Here is an 18,650-nt window from a genome sequence, read left to right on the forward strand (position 1 = left end):
GAGCAGGCAGACTAGTGGCTGTGACGGCTCGAGTTGGGGCAGTGCACCTCGGCTGGGACGTGGTGACGGTGGCCGCCGGTGGCGGCGGCAAACCGATACGCCCGGTCCCGGTGGAAAGCACATATACACCGCCCGCATACCTACTGGCGGATTCGTCCGGTCGACTGCATACCGCGGGTGTCGACCGGCGTCCCGACGTCGGTATCGCCATCTCCGATGTGCGCGACATCATCGGGCATCCGCAGATTGTGGTGGCGGGCGCGACCTGGCCCGCGGAACTGGTGTTCCGGGCGCGGATGTTCAATCCGCTGGCATCGGTCGGCAAGCACCTCGGCGGTGCGCCCGATGTGGTGGCGCTGCCGTTCCCGGACGACTGGCCGGACGAGCAGGTCGACGAATACGCGCGGCTGGTAGAACAGTTGGGTGTTTCGGTCGAACCGCTGCCGGAATCGGTGGCGCTGTCCGGGTACGTGCGCGCTCTCGGCCTGGTGCGCGGCACCGATCCGGGGCCCGTGCTCGGGGCGACCGGGGTCTACTCCGATGGGCGCGGCTGTCTGGTGGTGGCCGTCCACGGCGATGACGACGAGCCCACCGAGTCGGTGGGTGTGTCGATCAGCGCCGAGGCCCTGCACGATGCCCGCGCGGCCGACAATGTGGTGATCGAGGTGATGGCGGCGGCCCGCACCATTGGTGCCGATACCTCCACCGTGCTGCTCACCGGCAATGTCGCGTTCAATGACGCCATTCGACTGGCGTTCCAGAACCACCTCGGTCATCGGCTCCAGGTGGCCGACCATCCCATGCACGCCATGGTGTTGGGCGCGACGCACCTGCTCGTCAATGACAGCGAGGGATTTCCGCAGGCCCCGCTCCCACAACAGCCGTCGGCTCCCGTGCAGCAAGGTCCCGCTCCGGTGCAGCAGCAACCACCGCCGCAACCGCAACCGCAACCGCAGGCTCAGCGGTCGGCGGGTGCGCCCGGCGCAGGGTCCGAGAGCACACCGGAATCCGCCTCCGCCGCAGTCGGATCGGCGGAGCATCGCACGGAAGGCCGATCCCTCGAACAGGGCCCGCGGCACGCATCGGCACCAGCGCAGCCGCAGGTGCCCGCGCCGCAGTCGCCGAGCGATCCCGCCGAGGGCGAGACCCGGCGCGTCACCACCGGGGAGACGCCGGTTTCCACGCCGTCGACGCGCGTTTTGCCAGCCGGGCTGCAGGGTGTGGGAAGCCGTTTCACGCGCCCGCCCGGCACGCCTGCCGATGATCAGATGACGGCCGTTATGGGTCGGTCGTCGCAGGGCGGGTCGGCAGGGCCTGGGGGACAGGGCTATTCGGGTTCTGGTGCACAGGGGTATTCGGGCCAGACACCGAGCGGGGCTCCCGGATCGCCGCAGCCCGGTTACAGCGGCGGTCCGCAGGGGCCGAACACCGGTTCCTACGGTCCGCCCGGATCGCAGGGCCCGGCCGGTGGCTACAACCCCGCAGCGGGTGGGCAGGGCGGATACGGCGCACCGGGTGAGTACGGGAAGCCCGGCGGCGGGTACGGTTCGCCCCCCGCGCAACCCGGACCCGGTGGTTCGTCTCCCGGAACACCCGCAGGTCAGGGCGGCTCGATGTACGGTGGACCGATGCCGTCCCCCGGGCCGCGATCCCCCTACCCGTCACCGCCGGATCATGATGCCGACCAGTCTGCCAAGGACTCCGGTGACGAGGGCGGGCGCAAACAGCGCAAGGGCCTGTGGAACAAAATGAAGGGCAAGGGCTGATGAAGGCCGGGCGCTTCGGGGCTCCCACCATGTTGGGCGCGGCCGCACTGGCCGTGGCCGCCATACAGGGCCATGGGCAGTCGGTCGATGCGGCCGGTACCGCCGATGAGATCAGCGCGGCCGACCCCCGAACCGTCCCGGCCGATACCCGAACGGTCCCGGCCGATATCGGGACCGCGTACGCCCTGGGCCCGCGTGCCACCGATACCGGATTCATGGCGACCGCAACGGGATTCGGCACCGCGACCGGCACCGGAGCCACCGCGGCGGCCGCCACCGGCGGCACTACGGTGACTGCCGTCGAATTCGGCGCGGGCAGCGAAACCGCCACCACCACAGCGCGACTCACCGCGATCGAACCTGTCGCGACAGCAGCCCCTTCCGCCTTCGACCTGCGATCCGCGGACTTCGCGGGTCCGTGGATCGAGGCATTCGGCACCTGGCCGTCCGTGGACCGCAATGCTCGGCTCGTAGCCGGCTCCTGCTCCCGGGCGCCATTCGCGTCCAACACCCCGTTCCCGGGTATCGCCGCCATCGGCGACCCCGCCGAGGTGGACTGTGTCCCCCTGGGTATCGACACCCTCCGCTACTCGATCCCGGGCCCGATCCGCAATATGGACCCGGGCCCGCCCCTGCGGATCTGACCTCGGTGGTGACGCGAAAACCGCACCGCCGGGCTGAGATTCGCCCGTGCCCCACATGCGATCGCGAATCATGATCACGGTTGCCACCTGGAACGTGCTGCATCGCGTCCATGCCGAGAACTGGTACGAGGACGTCGCCCAGCGCTGGCCCGACGAGGAGCTCCGGATCAAGGCGGTGACCGCCCGCGTGGCCTCCCGCTCCGAACAGATCATCGCGCTGCAGGAGGTGAGCGGCGATCAGCTGGCCAGTCTGCGTCGAGCCCTCCCCGGCCGGACGATCCACGCCTTCCGCTACCCGCGCCTGCCCCGCCCCCGCCGCATCGAGACGATATTGAGCGATCGCGGGGAGTATCTCGCCCTGTTGGTGGACGGGCCGAGCCGCGAAGTCGTCGCCGAATCCTTCGCCAACGACCCGGGCAAGGGCCTGCTCGCCGTCAGCGCCTTCGGCGCGACCTTCATCGCCACGCATGTGACGGGCGACAGGCGGCGCGCCAGCCAGTTCGCCCGCCTCGCGCAGTTGTCCACCGACCCGGGCGGCACGATTCTGCTCGGCGACTTCAACCGCGACCGCGAGAGAATTGCCGCCGCCCTCGGCCCGAGCTTCACCGTCGCCCCCTTCGAATCGGAGGCCGTGCCGACCCGACCACGCACTTCGGGTGCGAAGTCGCGGTTCATCGACCATGTGGTCGGCCGCGCCGCGACCATCACCGACGCCTCGGTGGACAATGTGGACGGCCTGTCGGACCATAATCTGGTCCACGCGACCGTCGTCACCATCGGTGTCGGTTTCGGTTTCGGTTTCGGTGGTTAGGTCCTGACCTGCTGCTTTCCGCAGAGTGTGCGGGTATGGCTTCCGGCCGGGACCGGTTTCAGGGGGATGGCCACCCCCTGGTATCGTGGCCGGTTGGCGTGCGGTACCGCCGGGCAACCGGCTGTCCCACGAGTCTCCCGGGTCTCCACCGGCCGCCGGGGATCAACTCGACCGCCACGCTTGGCTGGCAACACCGACTACAGACAGGGAAGCACTGTGCCTACGTACAGCCCCAAGGCTGGTGACGTTACCCGCAAGTGGTACGTCATCGACGCCACTGACGTAGTGCTCGGCCGTCTTGCCGTTCAGGCAGCGAATTTGCTGCGTGGCAAGAACAAGCCGACCTACGCCCCGCACGTCGATGGTGGCGATTTCGTCATCATCATCAATGCCGACAAGGTTGCCGTTTCCGGTAACAAGCGGCAGGACAAGATCCTCTACACCCACTCCGGACACCCGGGTGGCCTGAAGGGGCGTTCCGTTGGTGAGCTGCTCGAGAACCGTGCGGACCGTCTGGTGGAGCGTGCCGTCAAGGGCATGATCCCGAAGAACAAGCTCGGCAACAGCATGATCGGCAAGCTGAAGGTCTACGCCGGCCCGACGCACCCGCATGCCGCTCAGCAGCCCATCCCGTTCGAGATCAAGCAGGTGGCCCAGTGACCGCTCCTGAGGAATTCAACGACGCCCCCGTCGGTGACGACTACGTCGTCGAGGACACCGTTGTCGAGGTCGTCGAAGAGGGTGACGGTTACGAGGCCGAGGCCGAGTACGCCACCGAGGAGGTCTTCGTCCCGGTGATCGACCGCCCGGTGCAGACCGTCGGCCGTCGTAAGGAAGCCGTCGTTCGCGTGCGCATGGTGCCGGGTACCGGCAACTTCGTGCTGAACGGCCGCACCATCGAGGACTACTTCCCGAACAAGGTGCACCAGCAGCTCGTGAAGTCGCCCCTGGTGACCGTCGAGCGCACCGAGAGCTTCGACATCTTCGTTCGCCTCGTCGGTGGTGGCCCGTCCGGTCAGGCCGGCGCGCTGCGTCTGGCGATCGCTCGCGCCCTCATCGAGGTCACCCCGGATGACCGTCCCGCCCTCAAGCGTGCCGGCTTCCTGACCCGTGACCCGCGTGCCGTCGAGCGCAAGAAGTACGGCCTGAAGAAGGCCCGCAAGGCGCCTCAGTACTCGAAGCGCTGATCTACGTCGGACGGCTACACCGTGCCCGGTCTGGTATCGGGCACGGTACGGTCTATCCGGCAACCTGTACGAGAGCAGGCTCCCCGCACCGGTTTTCGCAACCGGAGCCCTTGTTTTCCACTGGTCGTATCTCGCTGCGGAACGCAGCGAGATACGAGAGGCTGGGAGAGGGCGTGGGTGCCTGCTCTCGTGCTGTATCCACCGACCAGGGGTGAGGTTATGGGACGTTTGTTCGGCACCGACGGAGTCCGCGGGCTCGCCAATGAGTCGCTGAGTCCGGAACTGGCGCTGCGGGTTTCGGCCGCCGCGGCGCAGGTTTTGAGCCGGGGGAAGAAGCGCGCGCTAGCGGTCGTGGGCCGCGATTCGCGCGCGAGTGGGGAAATGCTGGAGGCCGCGGTCACCGCTGGCCTGACTTCGGCTGGGGTGGACGTACTTTCGGTGGGCATACTGCCGACACCGGCGGTCGCCTACCTGACCGGCGTGTACGACGCATGCCTGGGGGTCATGATCTCGGCATCGCACAATCCCATGCCGGACAATGGAATCAAGATCTTCACCGCGGGTGGGCACAAACTCGACGATGCCGTGGAGAACCGCATCGAGGCACTGGTCACCGAAGCGGCGTTCGTTCGCCCCACCGGTGCCGCCATCGGCCGGGTACTCGGGCAGTCCGGCTTGGGCGGCCATGTCTTCGACGCCCACGATCAGTACAGCCTGGAAGGTACCCACGAGCGCTATGTGGAGCACCTGGTGGAGGCCACCGGGCGCGACCTGAGCGGACTCACCGTGGTGGTGGACTGCGCCAATGGCGCGGCATCGCAGGTCGGCCCGGCCGCGTATCGGGAGGCGGGTGCGACCGTCATTCCGATTCACGCCGCTCCGGACGGCCTCAATATCAATGACCGTTGTGGTTCAACGCATCTGGACCAGATCCAGCGCGCGGTAGTCGAGCACGGCGCCGATCTCGGCCTCGCCCTCGACGGCGACGCCGACCGCTGCCTGGCTGTGGACGCCACCGGCGCGGTGGTGGACGGCGACGCCATTATGGCGGTGCTGGCGCTGGCCATGCGCGATGCGGGCGAGTTGGTCGAGAACACACTCGTCGCCACCGTCATGAGTAATCTCGGCCTGCACATCGCGCTGCGCGCGGCGGGAATCACGGTGCTCACCACCGCGGTCGGCGATCGCTACGTCCTCGAGGAGTTGCGCCGCAGCAACTACAGCCTCGGCGGTGAACAGTCCGGCCACATGATCTTCCCGCGTTTCGGCACCACCGGCGACGGCATCCTCACCGGCCTGAAACTCATGGCCCGCATGTCCGAAACCGGCCGCACCCTGGCCGATCTGGCCTCCGTTGTGCAGACGGTCCCGCAGGTGCTGGTGAACGTCCACGTCAGCGACAAGACCGCGGTCGCCGCGGCCCTCACCGTTCAGGACGCGGTGGCCGAAGCCGAGCGGGTGCTCGGCGAAACCGGACGAGTTCTTTTGCGCCCCAGTGGAACTGAACAACTCGTCCGCGTCATGGTGGAGGCCACCGACCTCGATCAGGCCCAGCGCCTGGCCGATGATCTGGCGAAGCTGGTCGCGGCGGTCTGAGCCGTCCGAACCACCCGTTCGGCTTCACCGGCACTGTCATCCGAGCGTGGTTACTGCCATTGCCGTCTGCCACCCCTTCTTTACGGCTTGCCGGATCTAGACGGAGTTCCTGCCCGCCAAGTCTTTCCGATCTCTCGGAACAGATGCGGGTATACCAGCAGGTATCGCAGGGGTGAGATCGCGCGCATGTAGAGCTTGCCGAAGAGGCCGTTCGGCTTCACCAGCGCTGTCATCTGCGCGTGGTAGCCACCGTTGTCGTCTTCGACCCAACCCATATGCATCAGGGCGTGCACGGTGCTGTTGGCGAACTCTGCCAGCCATTCGTCGGGGGTCTGGAAGACCGAGGTGAATGGTGTCCCCTGTACATCCGGCCCGCGAACGGCGCGCAGGTCTGCCGGCAGTCGTTCGAGTAGTGAGGGCACTCGGCGGCCGACGGCCTTTTCGGGCTTGTCCCAGCCCAGCAGTGCCCCGAGCTTCCACCGGAGTGTCCAGAGGGTACCGACAATGACATTCGACGAAATGCTCATGGCCTCGCCATCACCATCGGTCATCTGAGCGACCAGGCGGTCGAGGTCGTCCGGGCCGCCGGGCGTGGGGAGCACCCATACGTCCTCGATGAGGAAGTCCTGGGTGATCTCGTGCGCTCGCCAGGGGCGCTCGGTGAATTCGGTATTCGGGATCCTCATGTGTCGAACTCCATCCGAATCGTCAACGGTTGTGATGGGACCATGGGTTGATGATCGGGCAGCCGCGATACTGGCGTCTTGAACGAAACGGCAATGCCGTCTTCGCGGCGGTCGGCGACGAGTTCACCTGCTACGCGGAGGTTTCCGGGCCGCCGGGACCGGGAGCCCGGAGCCCGACCTGGCAGCTCACGCTCTCGTGGGATGGGCTGGTGGTGGTCACCGACGAGCAGGGGCGGGAGACGGCCGGGCCGGGAGTGCTGGTGTCGCCCGGACTGTGGCACACCATGCGACATCCGGCCGGGGTGACCTCGGTGTGGATCGATCCGCACCGGCTCACGCTGCCACGCGGGATTCATGCCCTGGACCAGGCGCATGTCCGGCGCCTGCTCGCCGACCTCGAGGACGAGTTCGATCCTGATCGACTGCGGCGGACCGTGCACCGGGCGCTGGGCGATCCGCCCGTCGTGGATCCGCGGCTGACGCGGGCGCTCGCCATGCTGGGCGGCGGTGCGGACCTCGCAGAGTTGGCTGACGGTGTCGGATTATCCGCGCGGCGACTGCGGCAACTCTCCGCGTCGATGGTGGGCTGCTCGCTCACCAAGCTGCGTCGCTGGCATCGAGTACGCGAGGCGGGCCTACTGTTGCCATTCCTCCCGACCGCCGAAGTCGCGGTGCGCACCGGATTCGCGGATCAGGCGCACCTGATCCGCAGCATGGCGGAGTTGACCGGACGGACACCCGGCTCGGCTCTCGCCGTGGCGGGCATCCGGCCACTGTCGGATGGGTTGTCGGCGGCTACTGCGCCTCGGTGAGTTTTCCGGCGTCCAGGTGCCAGCGGCGGGTTGCTCGCACATTGTCGAGCATGCGGCGGTCGTGGGTGACCAGCAGCAGTGTGCCCTCGAAGGATTCGAGGGCCTGCTCCAGCTGTTCGATGGCGGGCAGGTCGAGGTGGTTGGTGGGCTCGTCGAGGACGAGCAGGTTTACGCCGCGGGCCTGCAGGAGGGCCAGGGCGGCGCGGGTGCGTTCGCCGGGGGAGAGGGTGTCGTTGGGGCGCATTACATGTGGGCCGCGCAGGCCGAATTTGGCGAGTAGGGTGCGGACCTCGGCCTCGGGCCATTCGGGGATTTCGGCGCTGAAAGTGTCTGCCAGGGTGGCGGTTCCGCGGAACAGGCCGCGGGCCTGATCGACCTCGCCGATGGCGACGCCGGAGCCGAGACTGGCGGATCCACTGTCGGGACGCGTCTTTCCGAGCAAGAGCGACAGCAGGGTGGATTTGCCCGCGCCATTGACTCCGGTCAGGACGATGCGATCGCCGTAGTCCACCTGGACGGTCACCGGGCTGAGGATGAATTCGCCGCGTGCCACCGTCGCATTCGACAGCGTCGCCACTACCGAGCCGCTCCGGGGCGCGGCGGCGATCTCCATGCGCAGCTCCCACTCCTTGCGCGGTTCCTCCACCGCGTCCAGGCGTTCGATGCGCTTGATCGTCTGCTTCACCTTCGACGCCTGCTTCTCGGTGGATTCCGCGCGCGTTTTGCGGCCCATCTTGTCCGAGTCGTTCTTGCCCTTGCGGCGGGCATTGCGCACACCGTGTTCCATCCAGTTGCGCTGCATGACCGCGCGGGCCTCCAACCCGGCCTTGGTATCGGCGTAGTCCTCGAACGCCTCGCGCACATGCCGTCGGGCGATCTCGCGTTCCTCCAGATAGGACTCGTAGCCGCCGTCGTAGATCCCGACCTGCTGCTGGGCCAGATCCAGTTCGACAATGCGGTTCACGGTGCGCGCCAAGAACTCTCGATCGTGGCTGATCACCACGAGCGGCACCCGGATGCCATTGACGAACTGCTCGAGCCGCTCCAGGCCGTCCAGGTCGAGATCGTTGGTGGGTTCGTCCAGCAGCAGAATGTCGAAGCGTGACAACAACACCGACGCCAATCCGGCCCGCGCCGCCTGCCCGCCGGACAGGACTGTCATGGGGGTGTCCAGGCCGTGCGGCAGGCTCGCGAGGAGACCGAGATCCGCCGCCACCTCAGCGGCCCGCTGCTCCAGATCCGCGCCGCCGAGGGCGAGCCAATGTTCCAGTGCCGGGGAGTAGTCGTCCTCGCCACCGTCGCCCAGGCGCTCCGCCGCCGCATCCATCCGCTGTTGTGCCGCCGCGACTTCGGTGCGGCGCGCCAGGAATTCCATGACGGACTCCCCGGCAATGCGCTCCGGCTCCTGCGCGAGGTAGCCGACGGTCGCATCGGGCGGGCTGAGGGTGATCGTGCCCGCGGTCGCGCGCCGGTCGGCGAGCATGCGCAGCAGGGTCGATTTTCCAGCGCCGTTGACGCCGACCAGACCGATCACATCGCCGGGCGCGAGCACCAGATCGAGGTTCTCGAACAGGGTTCGTTCACCATGTCCGGCCGATAGCCCGCGGGCGTGCAGAGTTGCGCTCACTGCATGCAGTCTGCCCTGTTCAGGGTTGGACCCTGAGTCGGGGTCCAGGGAAAGTCAGGGTCGGAATCGGGCATTGGACGGATGCGCGGCGCGCTCGTGGTGAGGACAGTGGAGGTATGACAACACCGACCCCCACGCGCCGCCTCTACCGCTCCAACAGCAACAAGTGGATTGCCGGAGTCTGCGGCGGCATAGCCGAGTACTTCGGCTGGAGCGCCAACGTCGTTCGACTGCTGTTCGTGCTGTCCTGTCTGCTGCCCGGACCGCAGTTCGTTATCTATCTGGTGCTCTGGCTGGTTATTCCGAAGAACAAGACACCGAACGTCGCTCAGTGGTAGCCGGATACGGCTCGCGGGCGGCCACGCCGAAGTTATCCACACGCCGCGAGTCATCCACAACTCGACGGTAAGGGCCCACGCGTCGCCTCCGCTGGTGCGAGGATGGTAGCTACGTCGCTGCGGAGGAGAGCACATGGTCACATCTGGTGACTTGCCCGGCCTGGATCTGCCCAATCTCGACACGCACTCGGAACTGGGTGCCCTGGGCGCGGTGGAGCTAGGCCATCCCGTCCAAGATATCGACGGCGATGGTCGGCTGGATACTGTGACCACCAATGGCGATCGCGCCATGCATGTGTGGACCGATCTCGACCACGACGGGTACGCCGACCATGTCACGCTTGTGGACCAGGGTGGGGACTACGCGGCCTGGGAATTCCGGCACCATTCGGACGGGACCACGGAGTGGGTACGCACGGATGCGGGCCGCCTCGGGAGTTGATCAGCTCGCATTCGGATGATGGGGGACCGATGGGTGGCGGGCCGGATGGGTTCGCGGTCGATATCGACGCGCTGCGGCTTGCGGCTGGGACACTGCGGGATTCCGCGGAATCCCTGCGGCAGCAGGCGCTGCGCGTCGATGACCACAGGTTCGGCGTCGGTAATGACGAGGCCGGACGCAACTATTCGATTCCGGGGATGACCGTGCACCGTGGCTTCGAACGCCTGGCGGGCTGGCTACGGGACTGGGGTTCATCCAGTGCGGTCACCGCCGCCGGGTTGGATACCGCCGCCGCCGAGTACGTGCGCAACGATCGAGAACGGGCGGGGCGAACCGGCGGGTAGACGCGAAAACAGCTGGGGGGACTGTGACTTTCGATAGCAGTGGGAAGTCGATAGACGACATCCTGGACTACGGCGCGCCCGGCCTGGGGTACTGGGAGTACTTCCTGCCGCTGTACGAGCAGGCTTTCGGGCCGCTGCCCGGCGTCGTACTCGCCGAATTGCAGGCGCGGTACGACGAACAGCGCGGTATGGATCTCGGCAAGCTCGAAGCCGCGCGAAAAGAGTTGGCCGAGGCGCTTTCCGGAGCCGAACAGCAGTGGTCGGCCCAGCGGTCCGTCGCCCACCGGTTGCCGGTCATCTGGTCCGGTCGCGGTGGAACGGCGGCCCTCGACCTGGTGGACGGGCAGGTGCGCCGAGCCCGCGACGATCTGGACGCCGCGCACTCGGTGGTCACCGCGATCGACGCGGTGATCGAACCACTGCGGCAGGCCGTATTCACCAAGGCCGAACGCACCATCGGCCTGCTCGAACAGAATGCGGATGGTGAACCGGAACTCGCGCTCGGCGGCAAGTCGCCCGCGGAAATCGAAGCCCTGGTGTCCGAACCCGACGATGCCGGAAGGCACTGGCTCCGAGAGACGTTCAAATCGGATGTCGAGCACAAACTGGATGGTTTCGCCACAATCTGCACGGCTACCGACCAATTCGTCGCGGACCAATATCAGGTCGTCACCACGGCCCTGAGTCGTCTACTGGATGCTCCGTACCCGCGCCCGGACGGGCCCTTCGAGGTACCTGTCGGAGTGCAGCCCCGGCCGTTGTCCGAATTCGATATACCCTCGAGCGGGCCGACTTCTACCGGACCCGGTCCGGACGTACCGGCTACCGCGCCAGCCGCGACGACGGGCTCACCTCCGGCGGCCGGGCCGACCGTATCCAACGGGCCCACTGCGGCGAGCGGCCCGACCATGCAGCTCGGGGCGGCTCCCTCCAGTGATGGGCAGACGGCACCTGCCGCGTCGATTGGACCGGGTGCCTCGACTACGCAGGATGTCCCCACTCGATCCGGTGGTCGCTCCGTCCGCTCCGATCCGTCACCGGGCTCCGGCGAACCAGTCGAATCGGACCTCGCCGTCCCAGCTGACAGAACTTCCGAATCGTCCACAGCTTCTACGTCATTGGACTCGCTCCTGGAAGGTATCGGCAGTTCGCTCACCCAGCTCCTCGCCCACTTGTCGACGGGAGTCCAGGCGGGTATCGACACGGTCCTCGGCACCCTGCAAGACCTCACCGAATCCGAGCAGCTCCAGAATCCGGCCACCGAACCGGACCGGAACCCGGGGTCCGATCAACCGCTCACCTCGACGCTCTTCGGTGAGAAGGTCGAATTCGACCTGGCCGGAAAGCATCTCACCCTCGAACCCGGCCCCCACGGCGAACTGCGACTCGTCATTACCGAACCCACCGGTGAATCCCAGTCCTTCACAGTGAAACTCGACGAACACGGCATCCCGACGATTTCCGCCGACGGTCAACCACCAACCGACACCCAACCGGACGAGCAGTCCTCGGGTATGTCGCCGCCATCGCCTGAGGGTGATGCCCGGCCGCCGTCCCCGCGAGGTGATGCGCCGCTGTCCTACGAAGGTGCCGCCCCATCGCCCCCGGCAGGCAATGAGCAGCCATCGTCGAATCCCGAAGGAATGCCGGGTAATCCGGCCCAGCCGTCCGAGACCGCAGACCTGCCGCCCGACTGCCCGCCCGTACCGCCAGCCTGTCCGGTGCCACCGCAGGAAGGACCGCCAGCACCACCCGACTGCGCAGGACCGCACCCGGAAGCACCGGGCACCCCGCCAGTCGAACCGGGGGTGACTCCGGAAGACCCCGGCGCGCCCGGGGAGAACCCGGGCACTACACCCGATGGTCCCGGTGCGGTTCCCGACGGTTCCGGTGTGCGGCCCGACGGCGCAGCTCTGCCGCCTGATGATTCGGCCCCGCTGCCCGGCTACCCGGGCGTCGCGCCCCTCGGCGACGGTTCACTGCCCGATCCCCCTGGCGTAAGTGGTGTTCCGGTGCCACCGATACCACCACTCGCGGATGACGGCGCGATGCCGTAGCCGTTCGATCATCGGCCGCGGCCCGCCACCCGAGGGCCCGTGCATGACACCCGCCCTTCCAGGCGCGGACCAGATGGTTTCGGCCGTGGACCAGGGCGAAAGCGTCACCATCGGCATATCGCTGGTACTCCGTGTACATATCGCCCACGCGGCTGCGGAGTGCTGGGATCCGGTGCGTCTCATGCGGATCCGGCCTTCGCGAAGAGGTCGTGTGTCGGCGACCGGTGCAACAGGCGCGCGAGGACTACCTTCGTGCGAAATTCGTGCAATGCGGAACGTGTGTGAAACGTCAGCGTGCGTGGGCTGGCTACTTGCGGAGCGCCTGCACCAGTTGGAGGATGGGGAGCTTTTGGGGCGGCTCGGCCTCGTGCTCTTCGTCTACCGCTTCGGGGTCCACGATTTCGCTGTGCGGGAGTAGAGCTTCCGGGTCGGCGAAGGGCTTGTAGGTCTTGTCGCCGAGGACGGTGTAGTTGAGGAAGCCGGTGAGCAGGGCTCGGGTGAGGCGTTCGGTTCGGGGTTCGTATTTGCCCGCACCGAGGGCGGACAGGGCGCGGCGACCTTCGACCAAACCGTTGGGGGAGGCCTTTTCCACCGAGCGCAGGATGGCGGGGCCGCCCCAGGCGGCGGCGAGCGGGATGGCATTCGAACTGACCGAATCGATATCGGAGCTGCCCGCGAGGATCAGCGCGGGCGCTTCGATACCGGGGGCGAGGGATTCGGCCGACGGGGCGGTGGGGGCGGGGAAGAGCGCGGCGACGGCGGCCACCTCGCGCTGGGAGGCGGCAATGACGGCCGCGCCCGCACCCATGGCGTGCCCGGCCAGGGCCAAACGGTCGGGATGCACGCTGATATCGCCGGTGCCCAATCGCACGCCGGCGCAGATATCGAGGGTGGTGAGCAAATCATTGGCCAGGTTCAGGTGCGAGGGAATCGGGCCGCGTTCGGTATCGGGCGCGGCCGCGACATATCCCCAGGACGCCAGATGTTCCAGGAGGCGGCGATAGTTCCCGGCCCCGGTCAACCACCCGTGCCCGAAGGCGACAGCGGGCAGATTGCGGCCTTTGGCCGGGGTGTACACCACGCCGGGCTGCCCGGCGATGCCGAGATTCCCACGCAGCACTTGATGCGGACCCCGGGTGGTCAGGGTGCTCAGAAGCGATTTCACAGACGCCGACACGATGATGAACTTACAGCCTGTCGAGTAATCCTGGTTTGACAAGGATATTCGGCGGCACCCTTCTCGGGCGTTCCCTACTCACACCGAGACCGGGCGCGTCGGGATCCCCGTGGCTTCCGGGGTGGTTTCACCGCGGCCAGTCGGCGAGATTGGTCGCCGCATTGAGGTCGCGATCCGCCGTCGGCGCAGGTTTGTCCGGTTTGTCGCGAGCGGTGAGCCGTCGGGTTCGTGGCGTGAAACAGCCCCAGTACGCTGGAGACCCATGTGCGGAATCGTGGGGTACGTGGGGTATCGGGACGCGCTCGATGTTGTGGTGGATGCGTTGCGCCGCATGGAGTATCGCGGCTACGACTCCGCCGGAGTGGCGATCCTGAATGGGGCCGGCGGCCTCGCTGTGGAGCGCAAGGCCGGGCGGCTCGCCAATTTGGAGGCCGAACTCGCCGAGACGGGGGAGCAGCGGTTCGCTGGAACCACCGGTATGGGCCATACCCGCTGGGCCACGCACGGCGCGCCGACCGACCGCAACGCCCACCCGCACCGCGATAACAACGGCCGGGTGGCGGTCGTACACAACGGGATTATCGAGAACTTCGCACCGCTGCGGCGCGAACTCGAAGAGGCCGGGATCGAACTGCGCAGCGATACCGATACCGAGGTGGCGGTACACCTGGTGTCGTGCGCCTACGCCAAGGGCGCGACCGCGGGCGATTTCGTGGCCAGCGCGCTGTCGGTGGTACGCCGCCTCGAGGGCGCGTTCACGCTGGTCTTCGCACACGCGGACCATCCCGGCACCATTGTCGCCGCACGCCGCTCCACCCCACTGGTGGTGGGCGTCGGCAAGGGCGAGATGTTCCTCGGTTCCGATGTGACCGCCTTTATCGAGCACACCCGGGAAGCGGTGGAGCTGGGCCAGGACCAAGCCGTGGTGATTACCGCCGATTCCTACCGGGTCACCGATTTCGACGGCAATGCCGATGGGGTGCGCACCCGCCCGTTCACCATCGACTGGGATCTGGCCGCCGCCGAGAAGGGTGGCCACGACTACTTCATGTTGAAGGAGATCGAGGAGCAGCCCGCGGGCGTCGCCGATACCCTCATCGGCCACTTCGCCAATGGCAAGATCGTGCTCGACGAGCAGCGCCTCGCCGATCAGGAACTGCGCGAGGTCGACAAGGTCTTCGTCGTCGCCTGCGGCAGCTCCTACCATGCGGGCCTGCTCGCCAAATACGCCATCGAACACTGGACCCGCCTGCCCGTCGAGGTGGAGTTGGCCAGTGAATTCCGTTACCGCGACCCGGTTCTGGACCGATCCACACTGGTGGTGGCCATCTCACAATCGGGCGAGACCGCCGACACTCTGGAGGCGGTGCGCCACGCCAAGGAGCAGAAGGCGCGCGTCCTGGCCATCTGCAATACCAATGGCGCGCAGATCCCCCGCGAATCCGATGCCGTGCTCTACACCCGCACCGGCCCCGAAATCGGCGTCGCCTCCACCAAAGCGTTCCTGGCGCAGATCACCGCCAACTACCTGGTGGGTCTGGCGCTGGCGCAGGCCCGCGGCACCAAGTACCCCGATGAGGTGGCTCGCGAATTCAGCGAACTGGAAGCCATGCCGAAACTCGTTGCGCGCGTGTTGGAGACGGGTCCGCAGGTACGTGCCCTCGCCCGGCAATTGGCGCACGAGTCGACGGTGCTGTTCCTCGGCCGCCACGTCGGCTACCCGGTAGCTCTCGAAGGTGCGCTCAAACTCAAGGAGCTGGCCTACATCCACGCCGAAGGTTTCGCCGCGGGCGAGCTCAAGCACGGCCCGATCGCCCTGATCGAAGACGGTCTCCCCGTCTTCGTGGTCATGCCCTCGCCGAAGGGCCGCGCCGTCCTGCACTCCAAACTGCTCAGCAATATCCGCGAAATCCAGGCCCGTGGCGCGCGCACCATTGTCATTGCCGAGGAAGGCGACGATACGGTCCGTCCCTTCGCCGATCACCTGATCGAAATCCCCTCCGCCCCAACGCTGTACCAGCCCCTGCTGTCAACGGTTCCCCTGCAGATCTTCGCCGCCGAGGTGGCGCAGGCTCGCGGCTACGACGTGGATAAGCCGCGCAACCTGGCAAAGTCCGTCACCGTCGAATAGCTCCGCCGATCGGTGGACGGTATGCCAACGCAACAACTGATCTCGCAAGGTTCGGGGTAACTCCTCGGGGACCCCCAAAATCCGCGCGGCACCCAACCGCCGGCACGCGTGCGAAACGGTCGACGGCTCTTATGCCGTGCGCTGAAGTCTCGGGGAGGCGGGGGAGTTCGGGGTAACTCACCGGGTACACCCAAAATCGGCTCGGCTCCCAACCGCCGGCACGCATGCATGAATGACGACGGCTGGGAGCCGGGCGCTGAAGTTTCGGGGAGGCGGGGGAGACGCCACCTATTCGACGGTGACGGTGCCCTTCATCTGCGGATGCAGCGGGCACAGGTAGCGGTAGGTTCCCGGGACGGTGAAGGTATGACTCCACTCGCCCGAGGTGAAGATCGGGCTGTTGATCCCCATCGCCGCATCCCCGATCCCCTGCACCGAATGCGGCACCCTGTCCTCGAACTTCCAGGTCACGGTGTCACCCGCCTTGACGGTAATGGCGGCGGGCGAGAACTTCATATCGTCGACGGTCACTGTGACACTCGTGGCCGCGGGTGGCCCGGAGGTCGCGGCGGCCGAGGTCGAACCGGTTGTGGTGGGCGTACTGTCCGACGTCTTCGTGTCGGATCCGCACCCAGCGACTAGCAGTGCCCCTGCCGCGACGAACGCGGTGAGCAGGACACGCACGGACGTACTACGGGAAGCGGTAGTCGGCATGCTGGCCAGCGTAGTCTTCGCCGTTGGCAGACCATTCGCGGCCGGGCGGAGCCGCGACGAAGTGCCGCCACGCGCCCCCCGGCCCTCTCGCTGCTCGTCGCTCCATCCCGCTGGCGGGGCCGTCCTGGAACGGCTCGGCGATCGCGCCGCTCACACCGTCGAGCAGCATTGGGCTGCACCGATGATCGACAGGAACTGGTGGCGGCGGTGCGCGGTGCCCGCCACTCGGAGTTCGAAGGCGCGGCCCCGTCCTCCCGGCATGCTTATGGCCGGGATCCAGTGCTGCGGCGTGTGGATTCCGGCCACAAACACGCCGGAATGACGACGGTGACCGGGCGTCATCGCGAGTTCGCGCTCAGTAGTCCATGGTGGATGCGGCTGGCGGTGGTCGGGCGGTTCGGGCGGGACCGGCGCGGGTGGGCGGATATCGTGGCCTTATGGCCGGTTGCTCGAGCGCCGTCGCTGGTGGGTGGGTCGGGCTGCGGGTCGGCATCCGGCTGGTCGAGCGGAAGTAGGAGGCGAAGCACCTGTGCGCGGATACTTCACGGCCGATGCGGTGCGGGCCGCTGAGGTGGAGCTTTTTACGCGGGTTCCGGCCGGTATGCCTATGCGGCGGGCGGCCTTCGGGCTCGCGGCTGTGGTTGCGAGGGAATTGCGTGCGCGGACCGGAGGAGTGGGCGGGCGGGTAGTGACGCTACTGGTCGGGTCCGGTGATAATGGTGGCGATGCGCTGTGGGCCGGGTCGATGCTGCGGCGGCGCGGTGTCGCCGTGCACGCGGTGCTGCTGTCGCCGGAACGCGTGCACCGGGAGGGGCTGGCCGCGCTGCGGCGAGCGGGCGGGCGGGTGCGGGACGAGGTGGGCGAGCCAGATCTGGTGATCGACGGAATTGTCGGTATCTCCGGGCGGGGCGCTCTGCGTCCCCGGGCCGTCGAACTCGTTGCCACCGTGACTGTCCCGATTATCGCCGCCGACCTACCCAGTGGTGTGGACCCGGATACCGGCGCGGTAGTCGGTCCGGCGGTGCGTGCCGATGTGACGGTCGCCTTCGGTGCGTACAAACCGGTGCATGCCCTCGCCGCCCCCTGGTGCGGGCGAATCGAACTGGTGCCCATCGGATTGCGGCTGGCGCTGGAGGTACCGCCGCTGGTATCGCGGTCGATTGATCGGGACCGGTTGAATCCGGCGGACCCGCGGTCGTCCGATGTGGGGCGGTCATCGCGTTCGAGTGATGCTGCGCTGGAACCGGATTCGAGCGGCGTGGAAGACGCGCTCCACCCGAGCCTCGCCGACTGGGAGACGGAGATGCTCGGCGCGGAAGGGCAGGCTGAGCCGAGTCCTGCTACCCGCCAACCAGGTTCGCCGGGGACGACGCGACCGCTACAGTCGCGTGCTGCCGCCCAGGTCCCGGATTCGTCCGGCGCGCAGGGGCTGCCCCAGCCGAGTCTTGTTGCGTTGGAGCCGGTGTCGATCGGCGCGGACTGGCCGGTGCCGGGGGCCGCCGATGACAAGTACACCCAGGGTGTGACTGGCGTCTGTGCAGGTAGCGCCACCTATCCCGGTGCGGCCGTGCTGTGCACGGGCGCGGCCGTGGCCGCCACCTCCGGTATGGTCCGCTACTCCGGAACCGGTGCGGCCGATGTGCTGGCCCACTTCCCGGAAGTAATTGCCGCACCGACAGTTTCCGCCACCGGCCGCGTCCAGGCCTGGGTATTCGGCCCGGGCGCGGGTACCGACGATGCTGCCCGCGATCGCCTGGCCGAAATCCTCGCCACCGATCTCCCGGTGGTCGTCGACGCCGACGGCCTCACCCTCCTCGCCGCGGACCCCACCCTTATCTCCGGCCGCACGGCCCCGACGGTTCTCACCCCGCACGCGGGCGAATTCGCCCGCCTCACCGGACAGGATCCGAGCCCCGACCGGGTCGCCGCCGTCCGTAAACTCGCCGACTCCTGGCAGGTGACCGTCCTCCTGAAGGGCCGAGCCACCCTCATCGCCACCCCCGACCACCCTGTCCTGGTCAATGAGGCGGGCGGATCCTGGGCTGCCACAGCCGGGTCCGGCGACGTTCTCTCCGGCATTATCGGAGCCCTCCTCGCCGCGGGCCGCGACCCGTCCTGGGCCGCGGCGGCCGCCGCCCGGGTCCACGCCCTAGCCGCCAACCTCGCCGCCCACGACACCACCGCAGCCGGTTCCCCCACCTCCGCTTCCCCCCTGCTCGCTCACGTCCGCCAAGCCATCGGAGTGCTCCGCGACCTCGCCGAGGTCTGAGCGCGCCCCGGTCGGTGGCTGGGTACGCCTCATCACCGCAGGCCGCACC

17 protein-coding genes are annotated in these 18,650 nt (G+C 67.7%); 13 read left to right on the top strand and 4 right to left on the bottom strand.

The window, feature by feature from the left end:
- Positions 1-20 precede the first annotated feature (20 nt).
- From NU1_RS43550 to glmM, 6 genes are all read left to right on the top strand, one after another.
- Positions 21-1,766: a hypothetical protein gene (locus NU1_RS43550; RefSeq protein ID WP_245720406.1), complete on the top strand. Its 1,746-nt coding sequence runs from the start codon at positions 21-23 to the stop codon at positions 1,764-1,766.
- On the top strand, positions 1,766-2,410 hold the full coding sequence (locus tag NU1_RS31975) for a hypothetical protein (protein WP_067527211.1): 645 nt from the start codon (positions 1,766-1,768) through the stop codon (positions 2,408-2,410). Before NU1_RS43550 ends, NU1_RS31975 begins: the two co-directional genes overlap by 1 nt.
- Positions 2,411-2,480: 70 nt before the next feature.
- Positions 2,481-3,221 carry an endonuclease/exonuclease/phosphatase family protein gene (locus tag NU1_RS31980; protein WP_067527250.1) on the top strand — a complete coding sequence of 247 codons (741 nt, stop codon included), beginning with the start codon at positions 2,481-2,483 and terminating at the stop codon, positions 3,219-3,221.
- Positions 3,222-3,437: 216 nt separating this feature from the next.
- Complete coding sequence (rplM, locus tag NU1_RS31985; RefSeq protein WP_067527212.1) at positions 3,438-3,881, top strand: 50S ribosomal protein L13; 444 nt, start codon at positions 3,438-3,440, stop codon at positions 3,879-3,881.
- Positions 3,878-4,408, top strand: a complete 531-nt coding sequence (gene rpsI, locus NU1_RS31990) for a 30S ribosomal protein S9 (RefSeq protein WP_084522000.1) — start codon at positions 3,878-3,880, stop codon at positions 4,406-4,408. The genes rplM and rpsI overlap by 4 nt, the downstream gene beginning before the upstream one ends.
- Before the next feature lie 219 nt (positions 4,409-4,627).
- On the top strand, positions 4,628-6,004 hold the full coding sequence (glmM, locus tag NU1_RS31995) for a phosphoglucosamine mutase (protein WP_067527213.1): 1,377 nt from the start codon (positions 4,628-4,630) through the stop codon (positions 6,002-6,004).
- An 80-nt stretch (positions 6,005-6,084) separates the two neighbouring features.
- On the opposite strand, the gene NU1_RS32000 is transcribed toward glmM, so the two are convergent.
- Positions 6,085-6,690, bottom strand: a complete 606-nt coding sequence (locus tag NU1_RS32000) for a DUF2867 domain-containing protein (RefSeq protein ID WP_067527214.1) — start codon at positions 6,688-6,690, stop codon at positions 6,085-6,087.
- A gap of 50 nt (positions 6,691-6,740) precedes the next feature.
- Between NU1_RS32000 and NU1_RS32005 the strand changes: the two genes are divergently transcribed.
- Positions 6,741-7,502 carry a helix-turn-helix domain-containing protein gene (locus NU1_RS32005; RefSeq protein WP_067527215.1) on the top strand — a complete coding sequence of 254 codons (762 nt, stop codon included), beginning with the start codon at positions 6,741-6,743 and terminating at the stop codon, positions 7,500-7,502.
- On the opposite strand, the gene NU1_RS32010 is transcribed toward NU1_RS32005, so the two are convergent.
- On the bottom strand, positions 7,486-9,129 hold the full coding sequence (locus NU1_RS32010; RefSeq protein WP_067527216.1) for an ABC-F family ATP-binding cassette domain-containing protein: 1,644 nt from the start codon (positions 9,127-9,129) through the stop codon (positions 7,486-7,488). The genes NU1_RS32005 and NU1_RS32010 overlap by 17 nt on opposite strands.
- A 116-nt stretch (positions 9,130-9,245) precedes the next feature.
- Here NU1_RS32010 and NU1_RS32015 point away from each other — a divergent pair, with 116 nt between their 5' ends.
- The 4 genes from NU1_RS32015 (at position 9,246) to NU1_RS32030 (ending at position 12,310) form a co-directional block, all read left to right on the top strand.
- On the top strand, positions 9,246-9,467 hold the full coding sequence (locus NU1_RS32015; RefSeq protein ID WP_067527217.1) for a PspC domain-containing protein: 222 nt from the start codon (positions 9,246-9,248) through the stop codon (positions 9,465-9,467).
- 133 nt (positions 9,468-9,600) lie between these two features.
- A complete protein-coding gene (locus NU1_RS32020; RefSeq protein WP_067527218.1) occupies positions 9,601-9,909 on the top strand; it encodes a DUF6802 family protein in 309 nt (102 codons plus the stop codon).
- Positions 9,910-9,938: 29 nt separating this feature from the next.
- Positions 9,939-10,253 carry a hypothetical protein gene (locus NU1_RS32025; RefSeq protein WP_067527219.1) on the top strand — a complete coding sequence of 105 codons (315 nt, stop codon included), beginning with the start codon at positions 9,939-9,941 and terminating at the stop codon, positions 10,251-10,253.
- 23 nt (positions 10,254-10,276) lie between these two features.
- Positions 10,277-12,310: a hypothetical protein gene (locus NU1_RS32030; RefSeq protein WP_067527220.1), complete on the top strand. Its 2,034-nt coding sequence runs from the start codon at positions 10,277-10,279 to the stop codon at positions 12,308-12,310.
- Positions 12,311-12,617: 307 nt separating this feature from the next.
- Here the strand turns inward: NU1_RS32030 and NU1_RS32035 are convergent, their stop codons facing one another.
- On the bottom strand, positions 12,618-13,487 hold the full coding sequence (locus NU1_RS32035; protein WP_067527221.1) for a dienelactone hydrolase family protein: 870 nt from the start codon (positions 13,485-13,487) through the stop codon (positions 12,618-12,620).
- A 262-nt stretch (positions 13,488-13,749) separates the two neighbouring features.
- Here NU1_RS32035 and glmS point away from each other — a divergent pair, with 262 nt between their 5' ends.
- A complete protein-coding gene (glmS, locus tag NU1_RS32040; RefSeq protein ID WP_067527222.1) occupies positions 13,750-15,618 on the top strand; it encodes a glutamine--fructose-6-phosphate transaminase (isomerizing) in 1,869 nt (622 codons plus the stop codon).
- 288 nt (positions 15,619-15,906) lie between these two features.
- On the opposite strand, the gene NU1_RS32045 is transcribed toward glmS, so the two are convergent.
- Entirely contained in the window at positions 15,907-16,332 is a 426-nt protein-coding gene (locus NU1_RS32045; RefSeq protein ID WP_084522001.1) for a cupredoxin domain-containing protein, read from the bottom strand.
- A gap of 529 nt (positions 16,333-16,861) precedes the next feature.
- Here NU1_RS32045 and NU1_RS43555 point away from each other — a divergent pair.
- On the top strand, positions 16,862-18,601 hold the full coding sequence (locus tag NU1_RS43555) for an NAD(P)H-hydrate dehydratase (RefSeq protein ID WP_245720407.1): 1,740 nt from the start codon (positions 16,862-16,864) through the stop codon (positions 18,599-18,601).
- The last annotated feature ends 49 nt before the right edge of the window (positions 18,602-18,650 follow it).

Source organism: Nocardia uniformis NBRC 13702 (genome assembly GCF_001613345.1).
GTDB lineage: Bacteria > Actinomycetota > Actinomycetes > Mycobacteriales > Mycobacteriaceae > Nocardia > Nocardia uniformis.

Excerpts from the sequence above, each read along its gene's own strand:
- NU1_RS31980 (WP_067527250.1), top strand. The coding sequence starts at position 2,481 with ATGATCACGGTTGCCACCTGGAACGTGCTGCATCGCGTCCATGCCGAG.
- NU1_RS32005 (WP_067527215.1), top strand. The coding sequence starts at position 6,741 with ATGATCGGGCAGCCGCGATACTGGCGTCTTGAACGAAACGGCAATGCC.
- NU1_RS32025 (WP_067527219.1), top strand. The coding sequence starts at position 9,939 with ATGGGTGGCGGGCCGGATGGGTTCGCGGTCGATATCGACGCGCTGCGG.
- NU1_RS32015 (WP_067527217.1), top strand. The coding sequence starts at position 9,246 with ATGACAACACCGACCCCCACGCGCCGCCTCTACCGCTCCAACAGCAAC.
- NU1_RS32000 (WP_067527214.1), bottom strand. The coding sequence starts at position 6,690 with ATGAGGATCCCGAATACCGAATTCACCGAGCGCCCCTGGCGAGCGCAC.
- NU1_RS31975 (WP_067527211.1), top strand. The coding sequence starts at position 1,766 with ATGAAGGCCGGGCGCTTCGGGGCTCCCACCATGTTGGGCGCGGCCGCA.
- NU1_RS32020 (WP_067527218.1), top strand. The coding sequence starts at position 9,601 with ATGGTCACATCTGGTGACTTGCCCGGCCTGGATCTGCCCAATCTCGAC.
- NU1_RS32045 (WP_084522001.1), bottom strand. The coding sequence starts at position 16,332 with ATGCCGACTACCGCTTCCCGTAGTACGTCCGTGCGTGTCCTGCTCACC.
- glmS (WP_067527222.1), top strand. The coding sequence starts at position 13,750 with ATGTGCGGAATCGTGGGGTACGTGGGGTATCGGGACGCGCTCGATGTT.
- glmM (WP_067527213.1), top strand. The coding sequence starts at position 4,628 with ATGGGACGTTTGTTCGGCACCGACGGAGTCCGCGGGCTCGCCAATGAG.